Here is a 21,168-nt window from a genome sequence, read left to right on the forward strand (position 1 = left end):
AAGCACTCGTTTCATGACGGTGCCTCGTCGAGGACGACGATAAGGCATGTCACCGTCCTCCGCAGTATGCGCATAAGTATACGCACAGGATCCTATGGTGTGGCTTCGAAGTGAAGTTCACCGATCGACGACTGGAACTGGCCCCCCGTATTCGCTAGCGCGGTGATCCAGATGAGCACGTACCGAGATGGCTTGTCGGCGACTACAACAATTTCTGTCGTACCTGACCTCAACATCGACCGGCCGATCAGCTGGGTCTGGTCGAGCGTAGGGGTCGCGGTTGGTGATGTGCGGATCTCCACCACCGTATCGGGGGTCGCCGAATCCAGGCTTACCTTCGTCAGTTTGCTGGGACTGCCGAGGGTGGCCAGGATCCCAACGCCCTTCTTGAGTGCGGGGAACTGCTGAAAGTACTGATCGCTGCGCCATATGGTGGCCGGGTTGTCGTCCATCACGGCTGAGACGTGCCCCGGGTCGTCGGGGGTTCCCCCCGGCGAAAACACCGACACACTCGTCACAGAAGCCGGCACGCCACCACCCGGCGCCGATGGCGTCGCCGATCTCGAACTATGGTCCGGGCTCGGTGACCCGGCGGCGGTCGAGGTCAGTCCGAGCTTGCTGTGCTCGTTGAGCGGCGCGCTCGAGGACCTGGGCGCAAAGACGCTCAGTAGCCACCAGAGGATCACACCGACCACAAGCGCGGCGAGCAGGCCGACCCCGACCAGGATCCACATCCTTCGCCGAGAGCGTTCTTTTTCCACTGCAAGCAGGTCCAAATCGGCCAATGATTCGTCAGCAGCCGGCTGCGCGCGCGGACCCAGTCGAAGTACCGGAATGAACTCGGTCTTCTGGTCGACCACCGAGGCCTGCTCTAGCAAATCCCGGACGGTCGCCGCGGTCCGTATGTCTTTGTTCGACTCCAGCGAGCGGACGGCGACCGCCGAGATCTCGAACGGCGTCTCGGGGCGGATCTGGCGCGGTTCAACCGGGATGCCGTCGGGGGCGAAGTCGGCCAGTTGCAGACCCCCAACGGTGGCCGCGGTACCCCTGAGGTCCCCGGAAGGAATTGGCCAGCGAGCGGTGAGGAGCGCGTACAGCGTCGCGCCGATTCCGCGTACATCGCTCTGCGCGTCGGAGTCGGCAAGTGTGCCTGGAAATGCGAGTACTGCGTCCCCGGATGCGCTGATCCGAATCCGATCGGGGTGGTCGATCGATAGTGAACCGCCGCCTCGATGAGCCAGGTCGGCCGCAGCCGCCAAGGCCCGGACAGCGCGCGCTGCGCCTATCGCCGAAGGGCGTGTCTCGGCCATCTCGCGCAGTGTCCGGCCAGGTGTCCATTCGGCCACCACGATGCCACCCGAACTGCCGCGTACCACGTCCAGCACGCGGGCCAGGCCCGAGGAGTTGATGCGCCCCAGGCGCAAGGTGCGTGACAAAATCGCTTGCGGGCCGTCTTGACCGGCATTGTCGGCGGCCCTCCGGTCGGCATCGACGAAAGTCAGCGCCACCTCACGGCCCAGCTTCATATCCAGCGCCTTCCAGAATCGCAGACCGCGCGCACCGCCGTAACTGGCAAGCAGACGGTAGCGGCCATCGGCAACCGAGGCGCCCGGAATCAGTTGGGGGCCACGCGGGGCTCTCCGTGCCGCCGGCTCCACGCGCATCGGCGGCATCTCCGGCGACCCGACCGGCAGCATGCCGGTGTCGTAGGTTGTATCCTGCGGCTGGATTGTTTGAGGCTCGAAGTGACGTGGCGGAGAAGGCGTCATGCCGATGGGCGGCACCGCTTTCGAGGGTGTACCTGCGTCTGGAGTGAGACCTGTACCCGCGTGTCCAACGACAGGGTGGCGCCCACTCCGATCGGGCCGAATGACCGGCAGAACCATCGTCTGGGCATCCATGTATGGCTCGTAGCGGTAATAGTAGGGGTCTACATGTTCAGGACGCGGCAATACCATTGTTTCGTGTACTTCACCAACCGTCCCACCCATGCCGAGGTCAGGAGACGGTGGTGTCAGGCCGAGTCTGCGGGAAATCGCAACCGTGATGGCAACGATCTCGGGAATGCGCACGATCCGCATTAGCCCGAATGCGACGCCAAACATCACAACGGCGTCAATAATAACGCGGAACAGCGAGCCTGAACCGCTGTGCAGACGCGAAAGCCCCAGCACCTGTTCCATTATCAACGTGACTGCAGCGCCAGCGACCGAGGCCAAGACAACGCGGGTGACAGTCCGACCGACATTGACCATCCGCAAGTCACCGAGACTGCGGTGCAGCAGCCATCCGCCTGTCACCGCACCCGCTATGTAGCCGAGCCCGGTCGCGGCTCCAAGCGCGATTGCTACATGGTCGTCGGGAACAATCAGAGGGGCTATTGCGGTAAAGATAACTCGAACTATGGTAATACCTAGAATGATCCAAGTCGGCGTCCACGCCTGTTCCCGAGCATAAAATACTCGCAGATGAATCAGCACTAGCGAATAAGGAATAAGAGTAAATGCCGACCAGCTAATTGCTTCGCCGAGGCGACCGGCATCAGAAGTCCCGAAATTTCCGTAACCATAGAGCGCCATTCCCACCTGCGGACCTGCAATTGACAGGAATACAACGACAGGAACCAAGGCCATCATCGTCAACCTGGTCGCCGCGCCGAGGTCATCGACCACTGCGGGCGTGTCACCTTCAGCGGCGTTGCGACTCAAACGCGGCATTAGCGCGGTCAGCAGGGTCACACCAAGCACGCCATATGGCAATTGAAGCACTAGCCAAGTAGTCTGGTAAATTGCGGGCCCTGCAGCATCAGCGTGCGACGAAATACGCATCGCGAATATCAAACCGACCTGACTGATGAACACATACACAATGATCGCTGCGCACATGCCACCAAACTGCTTAATCCGAGGATCTATTCCCCAAAGCGGCCTTAGGTCTATATTCGATCGCCTAGTCGCTAAGAGCAGGCTCAGCGCTTGCACTATTACGCCGAACGTGACGCCGATACCCAGAACAAGCAGTTTGGGATCGCTCATCCGGACAGGATTCAGAGACAATTCACCTGGCGTCAAAGCATAGAGCCCCAACACCGATAGCATAACCACATTGTTTAACACCGGCGCCCATGCGCCAGGTTTGAACGATTGATGCGTATTCAGGATGGCCGTAAGAAGTCCGGACATTCCATAAAAGAGAATCGCCGGCAACAACAAGAAAGTTAAGGCTGTAGTGAGCTGTGTATTAACCTTACTATCGCTTGACAGAAAAACATGCGTCGTCAAAATCGGCGCCGATGCTGTCGCCAGTATGGCAGCGACAGACAAAATAACAAACGCCGCGGTCACCAAACGGCGAACGAAGGCAGCACCGGCATCCGGGTCCTCTTTTTCTGCCCGAACCAGAGTCGGCACTACGATCGCAGTGAGAACCGCGCCGAGAACTAACTCGGAAATCATATTCGGTATTTGACTCGCCACCGTAAAAGAGCTGGCGATAGCAGGTCCCAACACAGTCAGGAGCATCAATGTCTTGCCGAAGCCGGTCATCCGGCTTATCAGCGTAGCAAATGCAATTGACCTAGAATCCCTGAGCAAGCGTGAATTCGAGTTGGTCTCAGGTAGTACCTTGGCGTCAGACCGAGGCCCGCCGCGCGGATCCTGTTCCGATCGCTTCGGGCCAGGTAAACGCCCGGACGGCTGTCCAGGAAGGTGCCCTTGCGGCGCCGGAGGCGGTCTAAACTGTCGGTGGGATTGAGGACCAACAGGCTCCGGCGCAGAATGGCGAATCGACTCTCCCGGATTCGATCTGTTTTCGGGGCCCCTTTGATTATTCCGCATGCCGTCGTGGCCAACGGTAGGCAAGCCTGGCGACTGCGGCAACCTCGGTTGACTACGGGGGTGATCGAAAACCGGCGGTTGCGATGTCGGCCAACCCAGAGGCGTACGTGAAGGATGGTCGGCAAGCCGGCGCTGACGCTGCCGATCATTCTCGAGCGCATCGATCGACGCTGGTGGCTCCTCTCCGCCCTGCCGCAGATGGCCTCCCCCGGTTTCCGATGGCGACCGACCAGGAGACGGGCCGTAGTGTTCGGCGTTCGATTCCGGTTCTCCCGAACGCGCGAACCCTGCGGCCCGATCGCTGCCCTCACTCACGGCGTCCCTCCTGCAACTCTCGAATCTCCACGCGGGGCCTCCCTCGTGCCTGGCCTAGCTCGAACGGACAGAAGGTCCGCAGGAACGCCGTTGCCCGTTCCACCCACCGTGCCTCCAGTCGCCCTTAACTGTCCCGTTGGGACGACGTCATAGTGGCGATGCCCGACCTCCCTCTCGGCGGCTACGGCTGCCTAATACAGCACATGGCAGCTTTGACCAACAATCAGAAACAGTAGTGCACACCCACCTGGGCCGGGATAAGCCCAGGCCACGAGCGGGACTGCGCACTTCCTTCGCTCACGCTGGGGTAGGCACAACCAGCCGTACTCATGGCGTCGATCTACTCGTTCCGGTATGCATCGAGGACGGACTGGTATTAGCAGGCTCCGAAAGCGCAGGGACCGATCCTGTCGCATTCGTCCGGTAGTGCAGGAGATGTTGCGCAGGCGCGTCGGGATGCGAGCGGCGGCGACTTCCATTCACATGCTGAGCGGATGTAACTGTCACCACAGCAGCGCGGGAGGAATGTACGCCCATTTGTCAACCGAGTCCTTGAGGTCGGGCAAGCTTCCAACTCTGCGGATCTGCGGCCCACACCTACACAGCCCGGAACGGACAAAGGACTCAAACCGGCCTGTACCGCCGCCCAGAAGGGCAGTCGTGGCAAATTCAATAGGGATTGAATTTGTAGAACAATCGTTCACTCTGCCAGATCCTCACAAATTCCCCAAATTTCTTGCGCTCGCCTTACGAGCTCATGTGTTTCGAATTCGCCGAGCGCGGCGTCGACGTGGAGTTGTTGAACAAACGAATCAGGGTTATATTTCGTGGCGGCGTTCAATAGTTCGAGATCATGCAGGACAATATCAATCGGAGCTATAGCAGCGAGATATTCTGCCAACAGAAGAACACGGTAGACAAGAGCATCCCACGCTACTTCAGCTGCGAACTCGACTGCAGATCCGTAATCGGCAACCGCTTGCGCAACAATTCCTCTTCCGCGCGGCTTCGCGGTATTAGCGTGCGCCAACCATACGCGGTGGGCTCGGCAATTTATGTCTGCGATTCCAGCTTCGAGATCGATCCTTGCCCGATGCACACTGAGCAATTCACTTCGCCAGGAGCGACTCGCACGAATCTCGTCGCACAGCATTTCTGCCAAACCGACCAGTTGGGCTTCCCTCCACACGTACGCAGCCAAATCGCTCGCATGTCCGGAATAGACGGCAGCAGTATCCCATTCTTTTTCTAAGCACTCTCGGTTCAGATATTCATGCCCGAGCTCGTGACGTTCAGCTGGCCACTTAAATTCGGCCGCACGGAGTAACTGACGATCACTGCGACTAAACTTAGGGGGATCTGCACGCTTAATTTGTAAGATAGCTTTTAATCCAAGGAAAGAAGCAAGGACGAGTACAAAATTCCCGAGAATCAGTAGCCATGTCCAGCTCGCAGAGTCATCCCCAAACACCGCTACCCAAAAACCGCTAAACAGCCACACAGAAATCGAGGCGGCAAGGAATTCTCCACCGCTTCCGCCAGAATAGGATTTAACCGGCTCTCGACGCCCGGGTTGCGCTTTTACATACCTGCTTGCCAGCTCTCCAGGCAGCTGGCTAAGATCCATACTAACGCGGCTCGCCCAGGACATGTTGAACTTTTCGGCTATAACGTGTCCGCCATATTCGTCAATAAGGTCATTGAGCATGTCCTGACGGGTTCGATGCCCGATCAGCCCTCCGACCAAGCCACCTTCCGGCGGATTGGGAGCACTCGGAGCCGGCCCGGCGGTAAGGTCACTGAGCAACGTGTTCTCCCCATCTGTCTGAAACCAGGACCACCGTACCGGATTAGCTCTACCTCGAAAAGCTCGAAAAGGCCGCCATGCGCCGTATCACGATCGCGCGCGACAGCGACGCATCCAGGTTCATCCGATCGGCATGAGGGGCTTACTATCTCCGAAGCCAACGACACACCGCGGGTGGAGACCTTGTTGGACGCGGTGTGAACGAAACGGGATGACGGTAACGCGAAGACGACCACAGTCGCACTCAGCGGCATGTTCGAGTTGGCGCCCTGGTCGGTGCCCAGGCTCGGCGAGGTCAATCGGGCGCGTGAGATCAGTGCAATCACCCTCTCGCCGAATTCAATTGTTCGCACCGTAGGGCTATCTCCTATGCTGGCAGCATGGCAGCACGCGCACCGCTAGACAAAGACGAGCGAGCACTCCGTCTGCAGCTGATGGAGGCAATCGACAACGAGCGGGCCCAGCGCTGTCTGAACATCACCGAAGCGGCGGGCCTCCTCGGAGTACGACGCCCCGAATACTCTTACCTCGTTAACCAACACGTCGACCGACTCAGCCTCAGCAAGCTGCTCAGCTGGGCACGGACGATGGGGGTCAACTACAAACTCTCGCTGGAAATCAGCTCACCACCCCAGTGAAAGATTGCAAAATCCGTGCGGCACAGTGAATCAATCAGCCAACCATTGACAGCGGCCAGCGACACCAGTTGACCGGTTCGATCGCCGCCGAGTAGTGACCTGGCGTGCGGCATACGCCGCGGTCGGGCGCAGAGCCCATACCCACGGCGGGGTAGCACTACTTGCTGGAGCCCCCTCAAGAAGCTGTGTCGGGGTGCTACCTGATCATCGACAACTTCGGATGTCCGTCAGCTGAGAGCGTCAATCGGCCGACAGCACGAAATCGGTTTTGAAAACCAGCTGCCCATCGAGAGCCTGCTGGCTGGAATGGTCTTCATCTGGACGGATCCCCGACAAGGACACGGACCTCCGGACCTGACGAAACCTGTTTGCATACAACCTTTTTCACCCCATAGAGCCATCAGCTGCTACGAAAACAGACGTCTGGCCGCCACGGCAAGGCCACTCGCCGACCGAGCCCTGCCTCCACCGAACCCACCAGCGCTGCATCGCGCCATCCAACTAGACATCTCCTCGGGAACAGAGACCGGAATGCGCGATGAGGCGCGCGGCCCGCCGCTGCTTCGACGGGCTCCTGAAACGGAGCCGACCAAAACCAGCCCTTCTGTTGACACACCGAATCGGGCTTGCGAATTCCCGCTGCCACGACGCGCAGCCGTCCGGAGGGCCTGGCCTTCTTACCTCTTCGGCTACCATTGCCACCCGACACCCACCGCTCATCAGTCACGGAGGAAATTTTTTATGGCACGCCAAGTTGTTGTCACCCTTGTCGATGACTACGACGGCAAGTCGCCGCTGAAGAAACCGTCATCTTCGGACTGGACGGGGTGACCTACGAGATAGATCTGTCCGTCCTCAACGCCAGCACACTGCGCGGCATCTTCGAATACTGGACTCCTCACGCCCGCAAGGTTGGACGCGCACCGCGGGGCAAGAGCAGCAAGGCCCGGCCAGTAGCTACCCGTGAGGACTCAGCCGCCATCCGCGACTGGGCGACCAAGAACGGACACAAAGTGTCGGCACGAGGACGAATCTCCGCTGATATCACCGAGGCATACAACAAGGCGAACGCATAGCCCCAACCTTGGCGCTATGTACTGACCAGGTGCTGCCCTAACATGATCTCCTGTGTTCGGACGCCCGACGCGAGAACCTCAGGAGCGGCTGACGCCCACAAGACGGGCAGAGGTGGCAGTGCGAAGGCCTCGGTTTCGAGGCGCCGTGGGGGAAAGTAACTGTGCCATAGCCCGAGCGGCGGCGGAGCCCCTAGACTGTCCATCAGCCTGGATTCGGCTGCTGCTTTGGCGGGCCGCTACGTCGCCTGACGACCGCGGCTACGTAACACCTGGGAACGGGGACCGCGCGCGGTCACTTCGATCTCGGCGAGCGAGGTCCAGCCAACGAAGCGTTCAGTGGTCGCCCGCCCAACAAGCACGGAGGCATCCGATCTCACCGGGCAAGTTGCCGACGGCACCGGCGACTTCTGCGGCAGCTCATGACTCATGGGTGACCGACTTCAGCTCTGTGGTGCAGTTCGTTGGCGATGGTGTCTGCGGAGGCTGGGGTTACGGTGGTGTCGTTGGCGTTGACATCGATCAGGTACCGTCCGGCGGCCGGGTGTCCGTTTCGGATGTCGATCCAGCTCAGGTAGGCGGCGGGGTGGTGGTGCCGTCGGTCGTGAAGGTAGCGTTCAATTTTCAGGTGGCCTTCGGCGGTCCGTGGTGCACGCAATAGGGTTCGGATGCGTTCTTCGATGGATTGTTGACCGTCGTCAGGGTGTCGGTATGAAGTGGATGGTTCTTGTCCGCGTACTCGTCGGGTGTATCCGATCATTTGTCCTGCTGCGCCGGGGGGCGCTGTGGGCATGGTGGCGGCGAGGTGCTTGCCGAGGTTGCGCCGTTGGGTAACGACCAGCTTGATGTTGCCGCCGAAATCTGCTGTCGAACCCGACTTTTGGAACAGGACCACGCCGAGGTCTCCGACTGCCCCGCCGACAGATCGAACCCGTTTGTGCGAGGTGAGGGATCGGCCGGTGCAGATGATCCGGAGGTCTGGGTTGGCGAGCACTCGTAGTGGGCCGGTGAGGTCGGCATCGGCGTAATGCGGGTATCGGGCGCTGATTTCGCCGATCAGGCGGGCGTAGTCGTCCTGGTTCGTGGCCGATTCGATGATGCTGATCGGGTCCGGATACTCGTCCAGTCCAGTTTCGGCCCACACCCAGGCGAATTCGTCAGGTGTGAAGTCCCAGACCGTCCTCGTGTTCACCTGGTGGAGCGACCGGCTGAACCGCCGGGGTTGCTATCCAGGGGCCCGACACCGGTGAATGTGACCGGCGGTGCCAATTGCGGATCATCCACCGGAGGCGCTGGGTCGGTGCTGGCCGAATTCACACCGGATCCCGGAGCGGGATTCGGCACCGCGTCTTCATGCCTCGACTCATTCATATTGAAGGCGACGTCGTGGTCTGGGACCAAGTCGGCGCCAATGGTGCCGCTCGGGCTTTCCAAACCTTCGGTCCAATCGGGCTGCACGCGTCGCAAGTAGTCGGGTGCCGAGTGTTCGGCTTCATCGTCCTGTCGGCGCGCTCCGGCTCCTGGGGCAATCGGCGCTCCCATCTGCCGGGCAGGGGTGCCTACTCCGGGCCGTGCACCGGCACTCGGGGTCCCTGCGCCGACCGGGCTCGCGCCTGGTGTGCCGGGTCGGGAAGAACCGGGCCCGCCGGGCAAGGAACTCGGGGCGCCCAATCCGCCAGGTCCCGGCCCGCTAGGACTGCCCGGACTCGAGTTATACGGCCCAACTCCTGGACTGCCCGGACTGGTTCCCGGGATTCCAGGGCTGGTTGTCGTGTTGGGGCTCAGTCCCGCAGGAGTAGTACTGGCCGGATTGGTGGATGCGTTGTTCGTGTCCGGAACCAACCCTGTGGGGAGTCCGAGACCTGCCGGATTGGTTGCCGGCACATTGGGGTCAGCCGAAGGGGCCGCGCCGGTGAGGCTTTGGGTCGGCGACTCCGGGTCGGCATCCGGAGGATCCCCGCCCACGTTGCTGGGTCCGTTGGCTCCAGTGTCGGCGCTGGGGCTGATGTTCGGGGCGTCGGTACCCGCGATCTGCGGCACGGTTGTGTAGGCGGGAACACCGGTCCCCGCAGGTGGAAAGGTCGGCGTATAGGCGCTGTTGAGTGCGCGGATAGCTGCTTGACGTGCTTGTTCGCGGGCGGTACGGACTTGTTCGTCGAACTCGGGGTTTATCAGGCCGGGCAGGATCGACTCAACGGGACTGTCAGGATCGGGAGCCACAACGACCGACGTCGGCGGTGGTTGGACTGCCGTGCGCACGGCTTCGGCCGACCATGCCAGAGCATCCATGCGGTTGGCGACCGAATCGAAGACACGGCCGATCTGGTTGGCTGCCTGAGAGAATCGCTGAGACGCGGCCTGTGCCGCCTCGCCGCTGGCGCCCTGCCAGCCCCCATCGCCGAAGATCCGGTTCATACCCATCAGATTGAAGGTCGATAGGTTGACCAGCTCGGAGTAGCTGTCGAACCAGGTTCGTTGCAGCGTCCGTAGCCCGGCAGCGTCCATGCCGCCCGGTCCGTGCACCGCTTGGTACATGGCCTCGTGCGTCATGCCTTCGAAGTGTTCGATCGTGTTGACGAAATCGGGGTCAGTCCCGGCGCCGAGATCATTGAGTTCGGAATCGCCCCGGCTGCCCCGGCCTTGGGCTTCTCCGGCTTTGGTCTGTGCGTTCACAGTCTGTTGCAGGGCCGCGGGATCCATCGCGCCGGGGATCGGCAGCGGAATAGGAACCACTATCCCTGGTAGTGGGGTCGGATTCGCTATTGGTTCGTCCTGCCCACCCATGTCGCGCCCCCTTGTATCGCAAACAGAGTTTCCTCGCACGGGGAGATTAGCACGTCACGCAGTATCGCTCGCCGAGCCTGCAACAACCTCGAGTGTGCTTGGCCCCCAACGTAGATGGGCATCTCAGTAGGCTGAATCAAGGCTGCTCGGCCAGCCCGCTGACGGCACTCCAGCGCAACTATCTTGGGCATCGAACTTGTCATAGCGAGCGGCGTGGTCACCCGATGGCACGGGATAGGATCCTTGGCGGAGTGGAATCTTCAACCGAGAAGGGGGCGGTGCATGCTGAAGGCCGATATCGACCAGCTGAACAAACTCGCGTCGGTACTCGACGGCGTCGGCAAGGATGTCGACGACATCGACGTGCGCACAGGGGCAGGATTGCTCGCTGATGCCTTGCCCGGATGCGAGATTTCGCAAGCATGCACCCAGGCGGGTGAGTTCGTGGAGGGTGCCTACCTTCGGGTGGCCGCCCGGATGCGCCAAGTGGCGGCTATCACCACAGACTGCGCCCAGAAATTCAATACCACCGACGCCGAGTTCGCTCGTCGAATGAACGAGATCGACGTGACCCCAGTCGGGAGACGTTGATGCCTACCCGCTCCCAAGTCGAGAAATGGAACATCAGCGCACTGGAGAGCTGGGCGACGACAGTCGCCGCGAAGAACAGTGATTGCCTGGCATACCTTGACAAGGCGAAGACACACTTCTCCGATGTGCACGCGGACTGGTCGGGCGCGGCCTACAACGCCGCCTACGATCGAGTGCTCGAAGACCACGACCAGGGTCGTAAGCTGACCGTCGAGGTCGGCGATCTGGCCACAATATTGACCGGCGCCGTCTCCACGCTCACCTCGTACCGAAATGCGTTGCTCGCCAAGGTGACCGACGCCGAGCAAGCCGCCCTCACAGTGGCCGACGACTGGCGGGTCTCTGGTGAATCCGAGGAAACAGTCAATGCCCATCAGGGCCTGATCAACAGCGCGTACTTCGAACTCAACAACGCAGTCTCCGACGCCGCCCGCAAAATCAGCGAACAAGCTGACATCGTCCGCTCCGCAGGAGATCTCCTCGGCTCTGGCCTGGATGTGTCCGCCGCCGAGGACGAGACCGGCCGCCTCGGGCAACAAGACGGCAAGGCACTCGCCGATTGGGCCAACACCCCGTCCGTCGAGCGCGACCCCGCCGTTCTCGACAGCATCGCCAGCCAGCTACCGGGACACCCGCTGACCGACGCCGAGCTCCAGATCCTTGCCAACGGCGGCGAAGTCGACACCCTGCCCCAGGCCGTGCAGGACTACTACCGCGACTTCTACAATTCCGCGGGCAAGGAAGGCGTCCTCGCACTGAGCGAGCACCTCAAGACTCAGGAAGAAGCGGGCAACACCGTCGCCGCATCACAGCGCGACTCCCTGGCCAACGGGCTCGCACTGATCAGCAACGAAGACGTCGGCACCGGCCGCACCCCCGATGGCAAACTCACCGGCAACGGCAGCTACCAGAACGTGCCCACCGACATACGGGAACTCATCGAAGCCCGCCGCACGGATCCGAACCCGATCAATGCCAACACCACACCCGGTGGGCCGACTGTCGCGCTGCAACAGCAATGGAAAGACACCAACGCGCTAGCTGACCTCATGGGTCAAACCAATCCGGGCTATGAGCCAGGAACCGAACTCGGCACCCAGCTATACCTGAAGTCCTCGGACATGGTCCAAGACCAATTCAACCCGCCCGGCCGCGACGACGCCGCAGGCACCTTCGCCCAATTCGCCGGGCGCAACGACGATTCCGCCCACCAGATCTGGTCCGGCCAAGGCATGCCCGACGACTACGACGAGAAGGAGACAGTCCGTTCACTGACCGGCCACGACTGGTCCGAGTCCGACAACGGCCGCGGCGCAGCGACTCTCATCGACCGCATCACCGAAGAATCACAGCTTCCGGCCGATGACCCGCGCGGCATGCGAGGACGGGAAGCACTGGCCGGACTCGGACAGATGCTCGCTCCCGACGATGATGACGACAAGGTCTGGGAGCAGCAAAAGCAGAGTTTCCACGACAACCCCGAGCTAGCGACTTCGGTGAGCAAGGCCCTCTCCGCCAATCTCGACGCCATAAGCACACCCGGCTATCAGGCCGGTTACCCCGCAAACATCATCCACTCCGACGGGCGAGTGGAGTTCCACGCCGAAGAAGCCAATCGACTGCTCCAGCTCGGTTCTTATTCCGAGGATGGGCGAGTTAACCTCACCGCCGCCGCCGAACAACACCGCCTCGCCGAACTCACAAGAGTAATGCAGGCAAATCCGCCCAGCGAGGTTCCAGAAGCCCTCGCTCTCAGCGACGCCGGCACCCTGTCCGGACGCGTCGACAACGCGATCTGGGATGCATTGGTCCATGACGATCAGCTGAACGGCGACGAGGCCACCAACAAAGCCGATGCCCTGTATCAAGCGAAAATGATGGGCGCAACGATCGCCGGCCAACTAGCCGACGAAGCGGTCGGCAAGATCCCTGGCGCCGATACCGCCACCGGAATCACTGGCATCGAGGTCGGCGACGGAGTGGAAAGCAAACTACAAGAATGGCTCGGCAAACCCGAGTACGAGTACCTGGAACGCCCCAGCGAAGCGGTACTCAAAGCCCAGACGGCCGAGCACGTGCACCAGTCCATTCTCAACGCCGCCTACGCGGCCGGAGAGCTACCACCGGAATTGCAGACCGGCAGTGGGCCAATCAACGCTGCTGAACTGAGAGAGAAGGAGTCGACAAAACTGGTGTTTACCAACTTCCTGACGACGCACGGCCTAAGTCAATACGTCGCCGACTACAACCAGTCGTACGCGATCGACCTCGGACGACAAGGCGGTTCCTGATGCGCGCCCCAAGAATGACTGTTTTTAGTGCTTTCGTTTTGGCCGCGAGCCTCACCGCATGCAATGGGCCCACTGCCGATAACCCCACCCAGCCCCCCACCACGACCTTGGCGTTCCCATACCCCCCGAAGCAGTACTACACGGAGGTAGCGGTGCCGTTGGAGGAACCGCTACTGTCGGCCGCCAATTTCGCACTTGAGATGCTAGTCGACGATGAACGCGTATACGACCCCAGAGAGGCAGCGAGCATTCGCCCTGCCTTCTTGAGCAAAGCAGATCCCGATGGGTACACCCGCGCAAACGCCAACCCGTATCAGCCGTCTGATTTCGTTGACGACACCGGCGGTGAGACCCTGCGGGCCATCGATGTTCAAGAATTGTCCGACGGCCTTGTCGAGGTTTCGATTTGCATTTTCGACTCACCCGGCGTCTACACGCTGAAGAAGGGAGGTAACGTCCAGGGCCCGGATTCACCCCAGAATCCCTACGGTCTCCGTCGCACGCAAGTGAGGTGGACGAATCAACCCGCTGCTGATGGGTCCATACCAGCCAGTTCTCGATGGTTGTGGGTGCACAATGGATTAGATCTGCACATGAATTATCGGACTATGGAGTCGGCATGTCAGCCATTCAAGCCGGACCCCTTCATCCAGAAGATGCCGGACCCGACAACACCAATACCCGCGCCCACGCCTACGCGCTGATTACTGAGAAAACCATGCCCTCAGCGGAGCGCAGCTCAACGCCGCAAAACATGTATCAGCGACCGCCAAGAGCTGACTCTATAGTCTCAGATACTTCGTTGATGCGGTCGCACGGTCGCTCAGTTGTAAATGCGGCGTTGGTGCTGGTTCGCAAGCTGACAACGCCATCAGGCGCTTGCATTGCCACATAACAAGTATCTGATTTGCGGTATGTTATGGCAGTACGACTGCCGACCTTTATCTCAGTGGCGCCGCCGCCCTCTCGTCGGCGGAACTCATCGAGAGTGATATTCGTCGACCAGACCGCCATAGAACGCACTGCTAGATTCTGCCCGCGAACGTCTTCCTTATGATCGAATTCGCAGCCAATAAAAGAGTAGTTATCGGAAATGAAATCGTTGCGTTCGCGTGTGGTCGGATCAAATCCTGCTCGCGCGATGGTTGCATCGTCGATCTCTACGCAAGGGTCGAATTTGATCCTGTCGCGCCCTTGGTTGTATTGGGGTGGCACCGGTGACACGGAGACAGCCAGGCTCGGCCGTGTTGTCATGGTTTCTGTGGTGAATGTGCCGTTCCCTGCCCCGTCCTTGCCGCACCCGCCGAGAACCAGCACTACAGCAGTGACCGCCACAGTTGTATGGATTTTGTTCATGCTTTAGGGCTGCCCGGCTCTGCGGCTTCGGCAACGAACCGTAGCGTATCGGCGTTCCTTTGGTCAGCCTCGGAAATTAGGTTTCCTGCGCGTAGATACGCCTCCTGTAGGCGCATGGCACCCTCAATAAGCTGGTTGATGGCGTTTATGCCGTCTGCGGCCTTGTTGCAGAAACCTCGCTGCAGCTCAAGTCCGGACTCGAACCCGCCAAATCCGGTCTGAAACACCGCGTCACGCATTCTGTCTCGAATCTGGTAGAGCCCGGCGATCATCCGGTCGTAAAGCCCTACGGCTTCAGTGACAGCTGCCGGATCGAACTCGATGGTCCCGGCCTCCGCAGCAGCATTGAACGCCGCAATCTCCGCCTGGCCGTAGTCGACATCTGCCATCGCCTCAACCCCCTAGTCGTGTACCCGTTGTGCGAGAATATCAGCTTCGTATCATCCGATCCTTGATGCGCCGAAGTCTTCTGGGCTGTCGATGCGCCGCGCCGCCGCCATGCCCGCTGCGACGTTCTCGACGGACATGCCGAGACCAGAGGCCCCACCGGAATACAGCCGCGGCAGCCGCCTCTGCCGCTGGTATCTCACCCGCTCGGCCGCTGGCCCGCCCCCTCTCCATCTAAGGGGAATGAGAAGTCGGGCAGTCGACGGGCTCCAGCAGCAACTTCGAAAGCGAGATCACCGTAGGCGAATGCGAGCTGGGTGAGGCGGTGCTGGGCGTAGACGAGCCGCAGTGTCGGGGCGTTCGGCCCGGAGATGGGACGTGCGTCGACCGAGAACTGGGCGAGGCGATCGATGACCATGCCGACGGTCTCGGTGTGCAGGTACGCAGCGCCAGAGGCCGAGGGCTTCTCGGCATTCACCCAGCCGTCGATACGGCTGACTAGCCGAGCGCGCTCGTGATCGATTGCGTGGAAGTCGGCGGTTAGGTCCAGGCGCGCTTCGTGCAAGCTGGCAAGTTCGTAGGCGGCTTGCAGAACGAGGTGCGGGATTGCCACGGTTCCTGCGCATGCTTGCAAGACCATATCCTTGGATGGCAGCGCTACCCTCATGACCGCCTCGCCGTCTGCACCGTCGTGATCATTCACGTGAATTCCATTCTCCTGTCGGTAAATAAAGCAGACAGCACGGCCATGAGGATGTCTGGCTTGTCGGGCGACCGATGAGTGCTCGCGGCAGTGGTGAGCGGCAGGTCGCAGACCGTAGATGGAACCGTGTAGTGGACGAAGGCCGACGACTGCGGTTCTGAACATTCGGAGTACCTCAATTTCGGCAAATTTGTTGCACGGCAATGGATGTCAGGAAGATTTGGATCACAGGGACCGTCGCGACGACGGGGGCCGCGCACACCGTCGGCGACTTCGTCGCGCAAGGCGTCGTTTCCGTTGATCACACCGGAGTCCGCAGCCATGGCACTGTGTACCCGCAATCGCATCGACCGGAAGACTCGATAGCCGCAGCCACCGTCAGTGACTTCGGCGCCCGCAGGAGCCGAACTGTTTGCAGGGCAATCAGATTCCGCCTCTGGACAGGTGGCATCCCACGCCTCTATCGACAGCACCGTCGCGGTGCTCCACCGCTCGCGATCAGCGGCTACTCTGGCCCAGCTGACCATCTGCCCGATCATGTGCACTGTGGCGTCCCCGACCAAGTCCGTCCAATCGTCGAGTCCCCACACAGCAGCGAACTCGGCGGCGAAATCCCGCGTTTCGTGGACGATGTTCCGGGTGGACCACGTCAGCGATACCGTGCGCTCTGTACAAGGCGGCGACCCGTTGATGTCGTCGACCGAGGTCATCGGGCCCATCTCTGTGCCGGTCATGATTGGGTCGGTGGCGCGGGCCTGAGCGACTCGGAGGCGAGAGAAGTAAGGCAGTCGAGGCTACATTCCCGTCCGGGTGGCCGCGCAGGCTTACCGTCGCGCAGTGTGAGATGGACCCAGTCGAGGAAGCCGGTATAGTCGACGCCGGTGGTCAATTTCGCGACGTAACCGGGGCCGACGAACATGCGCGCATCGGGTTCGAGCCGAAATTCTCGATGCTGGAAGGTCACGAACGGCAGATCCACCGCGGCAGAGAGCGCCAGCGGGTCGTGCAACATGCTGGCAGGATGAAACCGCGAGAACCACTGGTCAAGGTGCGCGATCAGCAACTGTGCCCACGGTGTAGGTGAGGCGGCCAGCAGGCGATAGATCGGGCTGTCTGCGTCGATTGCGATCACTGGGGTGAAAGTGTGATCCGACATCACCAGGGCCACATGCTCAGCGCGAGACAAGACCTCATCGACTGCGCCAGGGTCGAGCCGGAAGTTGTGCTCGGCGCGACGTGGATCGCGGTAGTGCAGCGCGCCACCCATCTGCATGATGCGCAGACGGGTGGCTAGGCCCAGCGGATAACGGTGCGTGGCGTCAGCCCCCAGGAGATAAGCCAGATCGGTCATAGGCCCGATCCCGAGCCACCGCAGCGGATGAGATGAGGTCCCCTGGCATACTGCTGCCACCGCGTCGTAAAGATCGAGTGTCCAGCTGTGGGCATCGGAGGGAAAGAGTCCATCCGCGGCCCAGTACTTGCTCTGGCCCAGGACATGGCCCGCCGCAACGTCGACGTCGTCGCGGCCGAGCAGGTCCAGCAGGTGACGGGCGAGCTTCGAGCGGCGCCCGTCGGGGAGTTCGTCGGCGGTGATGACCTCTTTAGTTTCGGCTGGGTCAGTGCGGCAAGGCCAAGGGCGAAGGCGTCGTCTGGGTCGCCCCCGATGTCGGTGCTGATGATGAGTGGACAGTCCATATTTCCTCGCAAGGGGTTCTCGCTGAGCCTCGGATGGTTCGGCTCGAAGTCGATACGCAGCTACGTGTCCTGGTTCGGCCGGACAAGACCAAAGATGGGGTAGGTCAGCCCGTTTCAGGCATCGCCTTGCAGGCCAGTACTGCGTCTACTACGTCATCCGGTGAGGGGCGGAAGGCGTCGACGGGTTTGTCCACGAGCCACCGAAAGATCGGGTCACGCGGAACCGGTAGCCGGACCTCATGACCGAGGGGGATCACCATCGCTTCCGACGCGGCCAGCAGCGCGAACATTTCACACTCACTCAGGTGAGGACCGGCAAAACCGGTCAGCATCGTCCACCATGCCCGTGACTGTCGGTCGAACTCCACGACGACCGGACCACGACACGGCAACTTTTCGCGGACGCGGACACCGAGGGTGCTCGGCATACGAACACCACCGACCGCGCCGACCCGCATGAAGATGCCACCTTCCCGCATGTACGCGGAGATCGCACACACCTCGCGGTAGTAACGGCACCGATCCAGGATCCGGTCCACTCCCGCCGCATTCATCGGCTCACGGCCGAGCCATACACGGCCTGGCTGGGGCTGCACAGCCGCAGCCCGGAGAAACGAAACTCACTCCCCGAAAACAGGATTTGACAACTGTCGGCGCTTGGTCGGCCACGGATCACCCCGTCGTCATCGATAGCCAACCTCAGCGTGGTGGGCCGCAGCGCATAGATGCGGGCGATCCAGATCTGCACCCACAATCCCCGCGTCAGGATGGTAATCCCTGCGTGCAGCAAGTGATTCGGACGCGGACCGGGCTGCCGCACAATTGTCACGCCATTCCCGCGCAGCAGAACCTCGCAACGCGTGCGCTGCACCTGCCACGCGATCGCGGTGTCGAGTATCTGACGCTGCTGGATGGCCAAGAACTGGAGTGGCGGAACATATCCCGGCGCGATCATGCCTCACCTCGCCTACGGGGGCCCGCGCATGCTGTTGCTTCGATGCAGGGCCATCCGATACCCGGCCACGACTTCGGCAGAATGATCAGCCCGTCCATCACCATCCGCACCAAGTCCTCGTATCCCTCGCTCATCTCCGCCAGGTGATCCCATGCCCGATGCCGTTGCACAGCGTCATCGAGATCGTGCAGCGCCCAATTGGCGCACGCCCACGCCTCTGCGACCCGGGCGATAACCCCGCCAACTGAATCCGTGCCGCGAGGGACGCCCGGCAGTGGACGCGGCAGCTGCCCGCAGACCCAGGCGTCGATGGCAGCGATCACATCACCGATCTGCTCACGAATCCGTTGTCCCGCAGCGGGGTCGGTGATCCAGTCTCGATACAAGCAGCTCAGCTGCCGAGCCCACCGCGCCATCGGCGCGTCACTGTCCAGATGCCCCTGAATCGCGCACAACAGCACCTCCGGCGAGAGGAACGGTCCCCGCCCGTCGGAAATCCCGACCACTACCGTCGCACCGTATGGGCCCATCGCAATCACCGCCCACCCGGCAGCGACGGCGCCCAGCCAGGCGGCAGCCAGTGCCCTTGGTCGTCGAAAGGCCGGCGCCGGGGGCATGTCAACTCTGCCGTGTTCGTCTCGGGCATCGGCGGATGCGCCCGTCGGTTCCGCCGATCTAACCCCGGTAGCGGAATCTCACATCGCGTTACCGTGCCACCCGTGTCGGACCGGGCACGCCGTGCGCTACCTCCATGGTCGGTGCCGCAGATCTGTTGCACTGCTTCGCTGACCGGCTCGTCGGCATGATCTCGTGTCTCATAGAGCTCCACCATTACAGTGGCGGACTCCGGCGGGCACCAAACCTCGACGCGCATCCTGCCCGGCTCCGACCCGAGGTTGGTGACGCTCGCCCGCACCGCATCACCAACCAGCTCATGCATAAGGTCATCGACCGCCTCGACCAGGTCACCGAGTCCCGAGCGTGTCAACTGCTTACGCAGGTTCAATTCCACGATCTCTTCGGCCAGCGAGAAGGCAGGAACTTCGAACTCCGCTATCCGCCCGGGCCGCTCGCCACAACCGAGACTGGAATCGACGTAGAGCACCTTCGCTTGCGGCGCGACCTGCGAAATGCGGTGTAGCAGAACGTGACGCGGAACACCCAGGTTGTCGAAGTGCTCCGGGGACGGAACCAGCAGATGCCCGGCATCGGCGTTATCCAGCGCATCCAGCAGCGACCACAGTGCTGAGGTCGGTGGCGCGCTCCTCAACAGCTTCTCCAGGTCCACTCTCTCGCGCTCGGCGAACTGCCACAGACGGGCTACCACTTGCGCGCCGGACTCGCGATCGAACGCATGCAACAGCGCCCACAGATCGCGCACAGGTGACCGTGCCTCACAGAAGATCCGCCCCCACACGGAACCCCCGTAGCTGCGAGCGGACTCCTCCAGCTGCTCCGCCATTCTGTTCGGCGAGGTCTGAGCCGCCGCCAGCTGCACATAACCGAACATCTGAGCTGTCACTGCGGCACCCCCAAAACCGCATCAACGACGTCGCTGATCGACGGAAGCACGTCACTGTCTGGCAACTCGACCCCCTCGCGATATCCATCTCCAGTCGAAAAGGGGATGAAATCCGTGTCGGTGCCGCCATTCTCATCGCCAACCCACTCGCGATTCGCTAGGTGCTGTTGACCTATAATCATGTACCGAGTCAAGCCCCGATACCCCTGCTAGTTCAACGGCACGAAATTACGGCAGATACGGCACGTTTACACACCATGAATACAGCACGGAATTGATGCGGATATACATCACGAACGGGAAACCTTCGGTGGTCTATTGGTAGCGGTGCCATATGGCGGCGGTACACCCTGATCGCAGGGTCGACAGGCGATGTGCGTGTTCAGCGGCTACATCAGGGCGATGCCCGAGATCAGGCAAGACACTCGTGACCATGATCAGCTCACGGATGCGGGCCAGGACAGGCCAGTACGGCTCCTCCCGGACGTCCGAGCCGTAGGCGTCGACGAACTGCGCGTAGAAGCCTGCGCGGTCGAACCGCGCAGCCCCCACAGCCTGGGGAACGAGATCCCATGCCAGCGGCCCGATTCCGGTCTCGTCGAGGTCGCACAGCACGATCCGACCTGATTCCTCCAGAAGAAGATTGCCAGTGTGTGGATCGCCGTGAATGATTCCCATAGGCATGAACGTTTGCAAGGCGAGGTAGTCCTGCTCGATGGCAAGCCACTGGTCGCGTAGCCAGTCGACGTCCCCTGACGGCAGACCGGGATCGGCGTCGGCGAGTCGGCGGCGCGCATTGTCGAACGGGTTCCACTTCTGCAGCGAGTCATCGATGGCCAGACTGTGAAGGGCATGCAGTGGGTTAGCCAACTGCGCTGCTGTCCAATTCTCCCTGGTTGTCAGCTCGTGCCACAGCGTCACGGTGAATTGATCGCCCACATGAATTGGCTGTTCGCCCGCTAGTAGCTGGACGATCGGCGCGCCTTGGTCCTGTAGCCAACGCGCCATCTCGACAAGCCGGCGCCCGCGGTGGTGTCCTATATCGCCGCTTCCGACGCGAACAATGATTGGGGTGCGCAGTCGATAAACTGCGTTCACGGTGTACTTGATCAGCTCTGCGCCGGCCGCATCGAGGTCCATCCGAGCACAGGCCTCCGCCACCGCGTCGTGCAGCTCTGCGGCACGACGCGGCGAGATTTTGGTCGCCACTCCATC

The 21,168-nt window shown here is 61.4% G+C and carries 17 protein-coding genes and 1 pseudogene; 5 read left to right on the forward strand and 13 right to left on the reverse strand.

Features of this window, described 5'->3' with window-relative positions; translation table 11 throughout:
- Positions 1-92: 92 nt before the first annotated feature.
- Positions 93-3,545, reverse strand: a complete 3,453-nt coding sequence (locus NN4_RS21815) for a murein biosynthesis integral membrane protein MurJ (protein WP_246181004.1) — start codon at positions 3,543-3,545, stop codon at positions 93-95.
- Between the two features lie 1,306 nt (positions 3,546-4,851).
- On the reverse strand, positions 4,852-5,958 hold the full coding sequence (locus NN4_RS21820; protein ID WP_147134411.1) for a hypothetical protein: 1,107 nt from the start codon (positions 5,956-5,958) through the stop codon (positions 4,852-4,854).
- Between the two features lie 380 nt (positions 5,959-6,338).
- On the opposite strand from NN4_RS21820, the gene NN4_RS21825 reads away from it, so the two are divergent.
- Together NN4_RS21825 and NN4_RS21830 are read left to right on the forward strand one after the other, a co-directional pair.
- The gene (locus tag NN4_RS21825; protein WP_147134414.1) at positions 6,339-6,596 is read left to right on the forward strand and encodes an XRE family transcriptional regulator; all 258 of its coding nucleotides are present in this window, start codon (positions 6,339-6,341) and stop codon (positions 6,594-6,596) included.
- A 741-nt stretch (positions 6,597-7,337) separates the two neighbouring features.
- Positions 7,338-7,672: pseudogene (locus tag NN4_RS21830) on the forward strand (histone-like nucleoid-structuring protein Lsr2).
- A 424-nt stretch (positions 7,673-8,096) separates the two neighbouring features.
- On the opposite strand, the gene NN4_RS21835 reads toward NN4_RS21830, so the two are convergent.
- Positions 8,097-8,861 (reverse strand): ESX secretion-associated protein EspG, encoded by a 765-nt coding sequence (locus NN4_RS21835; protein WP_147134416.1) that lies wholly within the window; start codon positions 8,859-8,861, stop codon positions 8,097-8,099.
- A gap of 1,874 nt (positions 8,862-10,735) precedes the next feature.
- Between NN4_RS21835 and NN4_RS21840 the strand changes: the two genes are divergently transcribed.
- Complete coding sequence (locus NN4_RS21840) at positions 10,736-11,044, forward strand: hypothetical protein (RefSeq protein WP_147134419.1); 309 nt, start codon at positions 10,736-10,738, stop codon at positions 11,042-11,044.
- Positions 11,045-11,217: 173 nt separating this feature from the next.
- Complete coding sequence (locus tag NN4_RS21845; protein ID WP_147134423.1) at positions 11,218-13,335, forward strand: TPR repeat domain-containing protein; 2,118 nt, start codon at positions 11,218-11,220, stop codon at positions 13,333-13,335.
- Positions 13,336-14,094: 759 nt separating this feature from the next.
- On the opposite strand, the gene NN4_RS21850 is transcribed toward NN4_RS21845, so the two are convergent.
- The 5 genes from NN4_RS21850 to NN4_RS21870 all read right to left on the reverse strand — a co-directional run bounded on the left by NN4_RS21850 (position 14,095) and on the right by NN4_RS21870 (position 17,324).
- On the reverse strand, positions 14,095-14,691 hold the full coding sequence (locus NN4_RS21850; protein ID WP_147134426.1) for a DUF3558 domain-containing protein: 597 nt from the start codon (positions 14,689-14,691) through the stop codon (positions 14,095-14,097).
- Positions 14,688-15,080 carry a hypothetical protein gene (locus NN4_RS21855; protein ID WP_147134429.1) on the reverse strand — a complete coding sequence of 131 codons (393 nt, stop codon included), beginning with the start codon at positions 15,078-15,080 and terminating at the stop codon, positions 14,688-14,690. Before NN4_RS21855 ends, NN4_RS21850 begins: the two co-directional genes overlap by 4 nt.
- Positions 15,081-15,277: 197 nt before the next feature.
- On the reverse strand, positions 15,278-15,781 hold the full coding sequence (locus tag NN4_RS21860; protein WP_246181005.1) for a DUF4254 domain-containing protein: 504 nt from the start codon (positions 15,779-15,781) through the stop codon (positions 15,278-15,280).
- Positions 15,778-16,515 (reverse strand): hypothetical protein, encoded by a 738-nt coding sequence (locus NN4_RS21865; RefSeq protein WP_147134432.1) that lies wholly within the window; start codon positions 16,513-16,515, stop codon positions 15,778-15,780. Before NN4_RS21865 ends, NN4_RS21860 begins: the two co-directional genes overlap by 4 nt.
- Positions 16,512-17,324: a nucleoside hydrolase gene (locus NN4_RS21870; RefSeq protein ID WP_308633333.1), complete on the reverse strand. Its 813-nt coding sequence runs from the start codon at positions 17,322-17,324 to the stop codon at positions 16,512-16,514. The genes NN4_RS21865 and NN4_RS21870 overlap by 4 nt, the downstream gene beginning before the upstream one ends.
- Between NN4_RS21870 and NN4_RS46205 the strand changes: the two genes are divergently transcribed.
- Positions 17,220-17,579 (forward strand): hypothetical protein, encoded by a 360-nt coding sequence (locus NN4_RS46205; RefSeq protein WP_246181006.1) that lies wholly within the window; start codon positions 17,220-17,222, stop codon positions 17,577-17,579. The two genes, NN4_RS21870 and NN4_RS46205, sit on opposite strands and share 105 nt — an antisense overlap.
- A 1-nt stretch (position 17,580) precedes the next feature.
- Here the strand turns inward: NN4_RS46205 and NN4_RS21875 are convergent, their stop codons facing one another.
- From NN4_RS21875 to NN4_RS21895, 5 genes are all read right to left on the reverse strand, one after another.
- Complete coding sequence (locus NN4_RS21875; RefSeq protein WP_147134436.1) at positions 17,581-18,030, reverse strand: DNA-directed RNA polymerase subunit beta; 450 nt, start codon at positions 18,028-18,030, stop codon at positions 17,581-17,583.
- Positions 18,027-18,431 (reverse strand): hypothetical protein, encoded by a 405-nt coding sequence (locus tag NN4_RS21880; RefSeq protein ID WP_147134439.1) that lies wholly within the window; start codon positions 18,429-18,431, stop codon positions 18,027-18,029. The genes NN4_RS21875 and NN4_RS21880 overlap by 4 nt, the downstream gene beginning before the upstream one ends.
- Positions 18,428-18,961, reverse strand: coding sequence for a hypothetical protein (locus NN4_RS21885; protein WP_147134442.1), 534 nt, complete (start codon positions 18,959-18,961; stop codon positions 18,428-18,430). The genes NN4_RS21880 and NN4_RS21885 overlap by 4 nt, the downstream gene beginning before the upstream one ends.
- A gap of 5 nt (positions 18,962-18,966) precedes the next feature.
- Positions 18,967-19,941, reverse strand: a complete 975-nt coding sequence (locus tag NN4_RS21890; protein ID WP_147134446.1) for a hypothetical protein — start codon at positions 19,939-19,941, stop codon at positions 18,967-18,969.
- A gap of 327 nt (positions 19,942-20,268) precedes the next feature.
- Positions 20,269-21,162 (reverse strand): phosphotransferase, encoded by an 894-nt coding sequence (locus NN4_RS21895; protein WP_147134450.1) that lies wholly within the window; start codon positions 21,160-21,162, stop codon positions 20,269-20,271.
- Positions 21,163-21,168 lie beyond the last annotated feature (6 nt).

The organism is Nocardia ninae NBRC 108245 (assembly GCF_007990755.1).
In the GTDB taxonomy this organism is placed as follows: domain Bacteria; phylum Actinomycetota; class Actinomycetes; order Mycobacteriales; family Mycobacteriaceae; genus Nocardia; species Nocardia ninae.

Coding starts and splice junctions, on each gene's coding strand:
- NN4_RS21865 (WP_147134432.1), bottom strand. CDS start 16,515: ATGACCGGCACAGAGATGGGCCCGATGACCTCGGTCGACGACATCAAC.
- NN4_RS21855 (WP_147134429.1), bottom strand. CDS start 15,080: ATGGCAGATGTCGACTACGGCCAGGCGGAGATTGCGGCGTTCAATGCT.
- NN4_RS21840 (WP_147134419.1), top strand. CDS start 10,736: ATGCTGAAGGCCGATATCGACCAGCTGAACAAACTCGCGTCGGTACTC.
- NN4_RS21850 (WP_147134426.1), bottom strand. CDS start 14,691: ATGAACAAAATCCATACAACTGTGGCGGTCACTGCTGTAGTGCTGGTT.
- NN4_RS21815 (WP_246181004.1), bottom strand. CDS start 3,545: ATGACCGGCTTCGGCAAGACATTGATGCTCCTGACTGTGTTGGGACCT.
- NN4_RS21880 (WP_147134439.1), bottom strand. CDS start 18,431: ATGATCGCGCCGGGATATGTTCCGCCACTCCAGTTCTTGGCCATCCAG.
- NN4_RS21885 (WP_147134442.1), bottom strand. CDS start 18,961: ATGGGCCCATACGGTGCGACGGTAGTGGTCGGGATTTCCGACGGGCGG.
- NN4_RS21875 (WP_147134436.1), bottom strand. CDS start 18,030: ATGAATGCGGCGGGAGTGGACCGGATCCTGGATCGGTGCCGTTACTAC.
- NN4_RS21890 (WP_147134446.1), bottom strand. CDS start 19,941: ATGTTCGGTTATGTGCAGCTGGCGGCGGCTCAGACCTCGCCGAACAGA.
- NN4_RS21825 (WP_147134414.1), top strand. CDS start 6,339: ATGGCAGCACGCGCACCGCTAGACAAAGACGAGCGAGCACTCCGTCTG.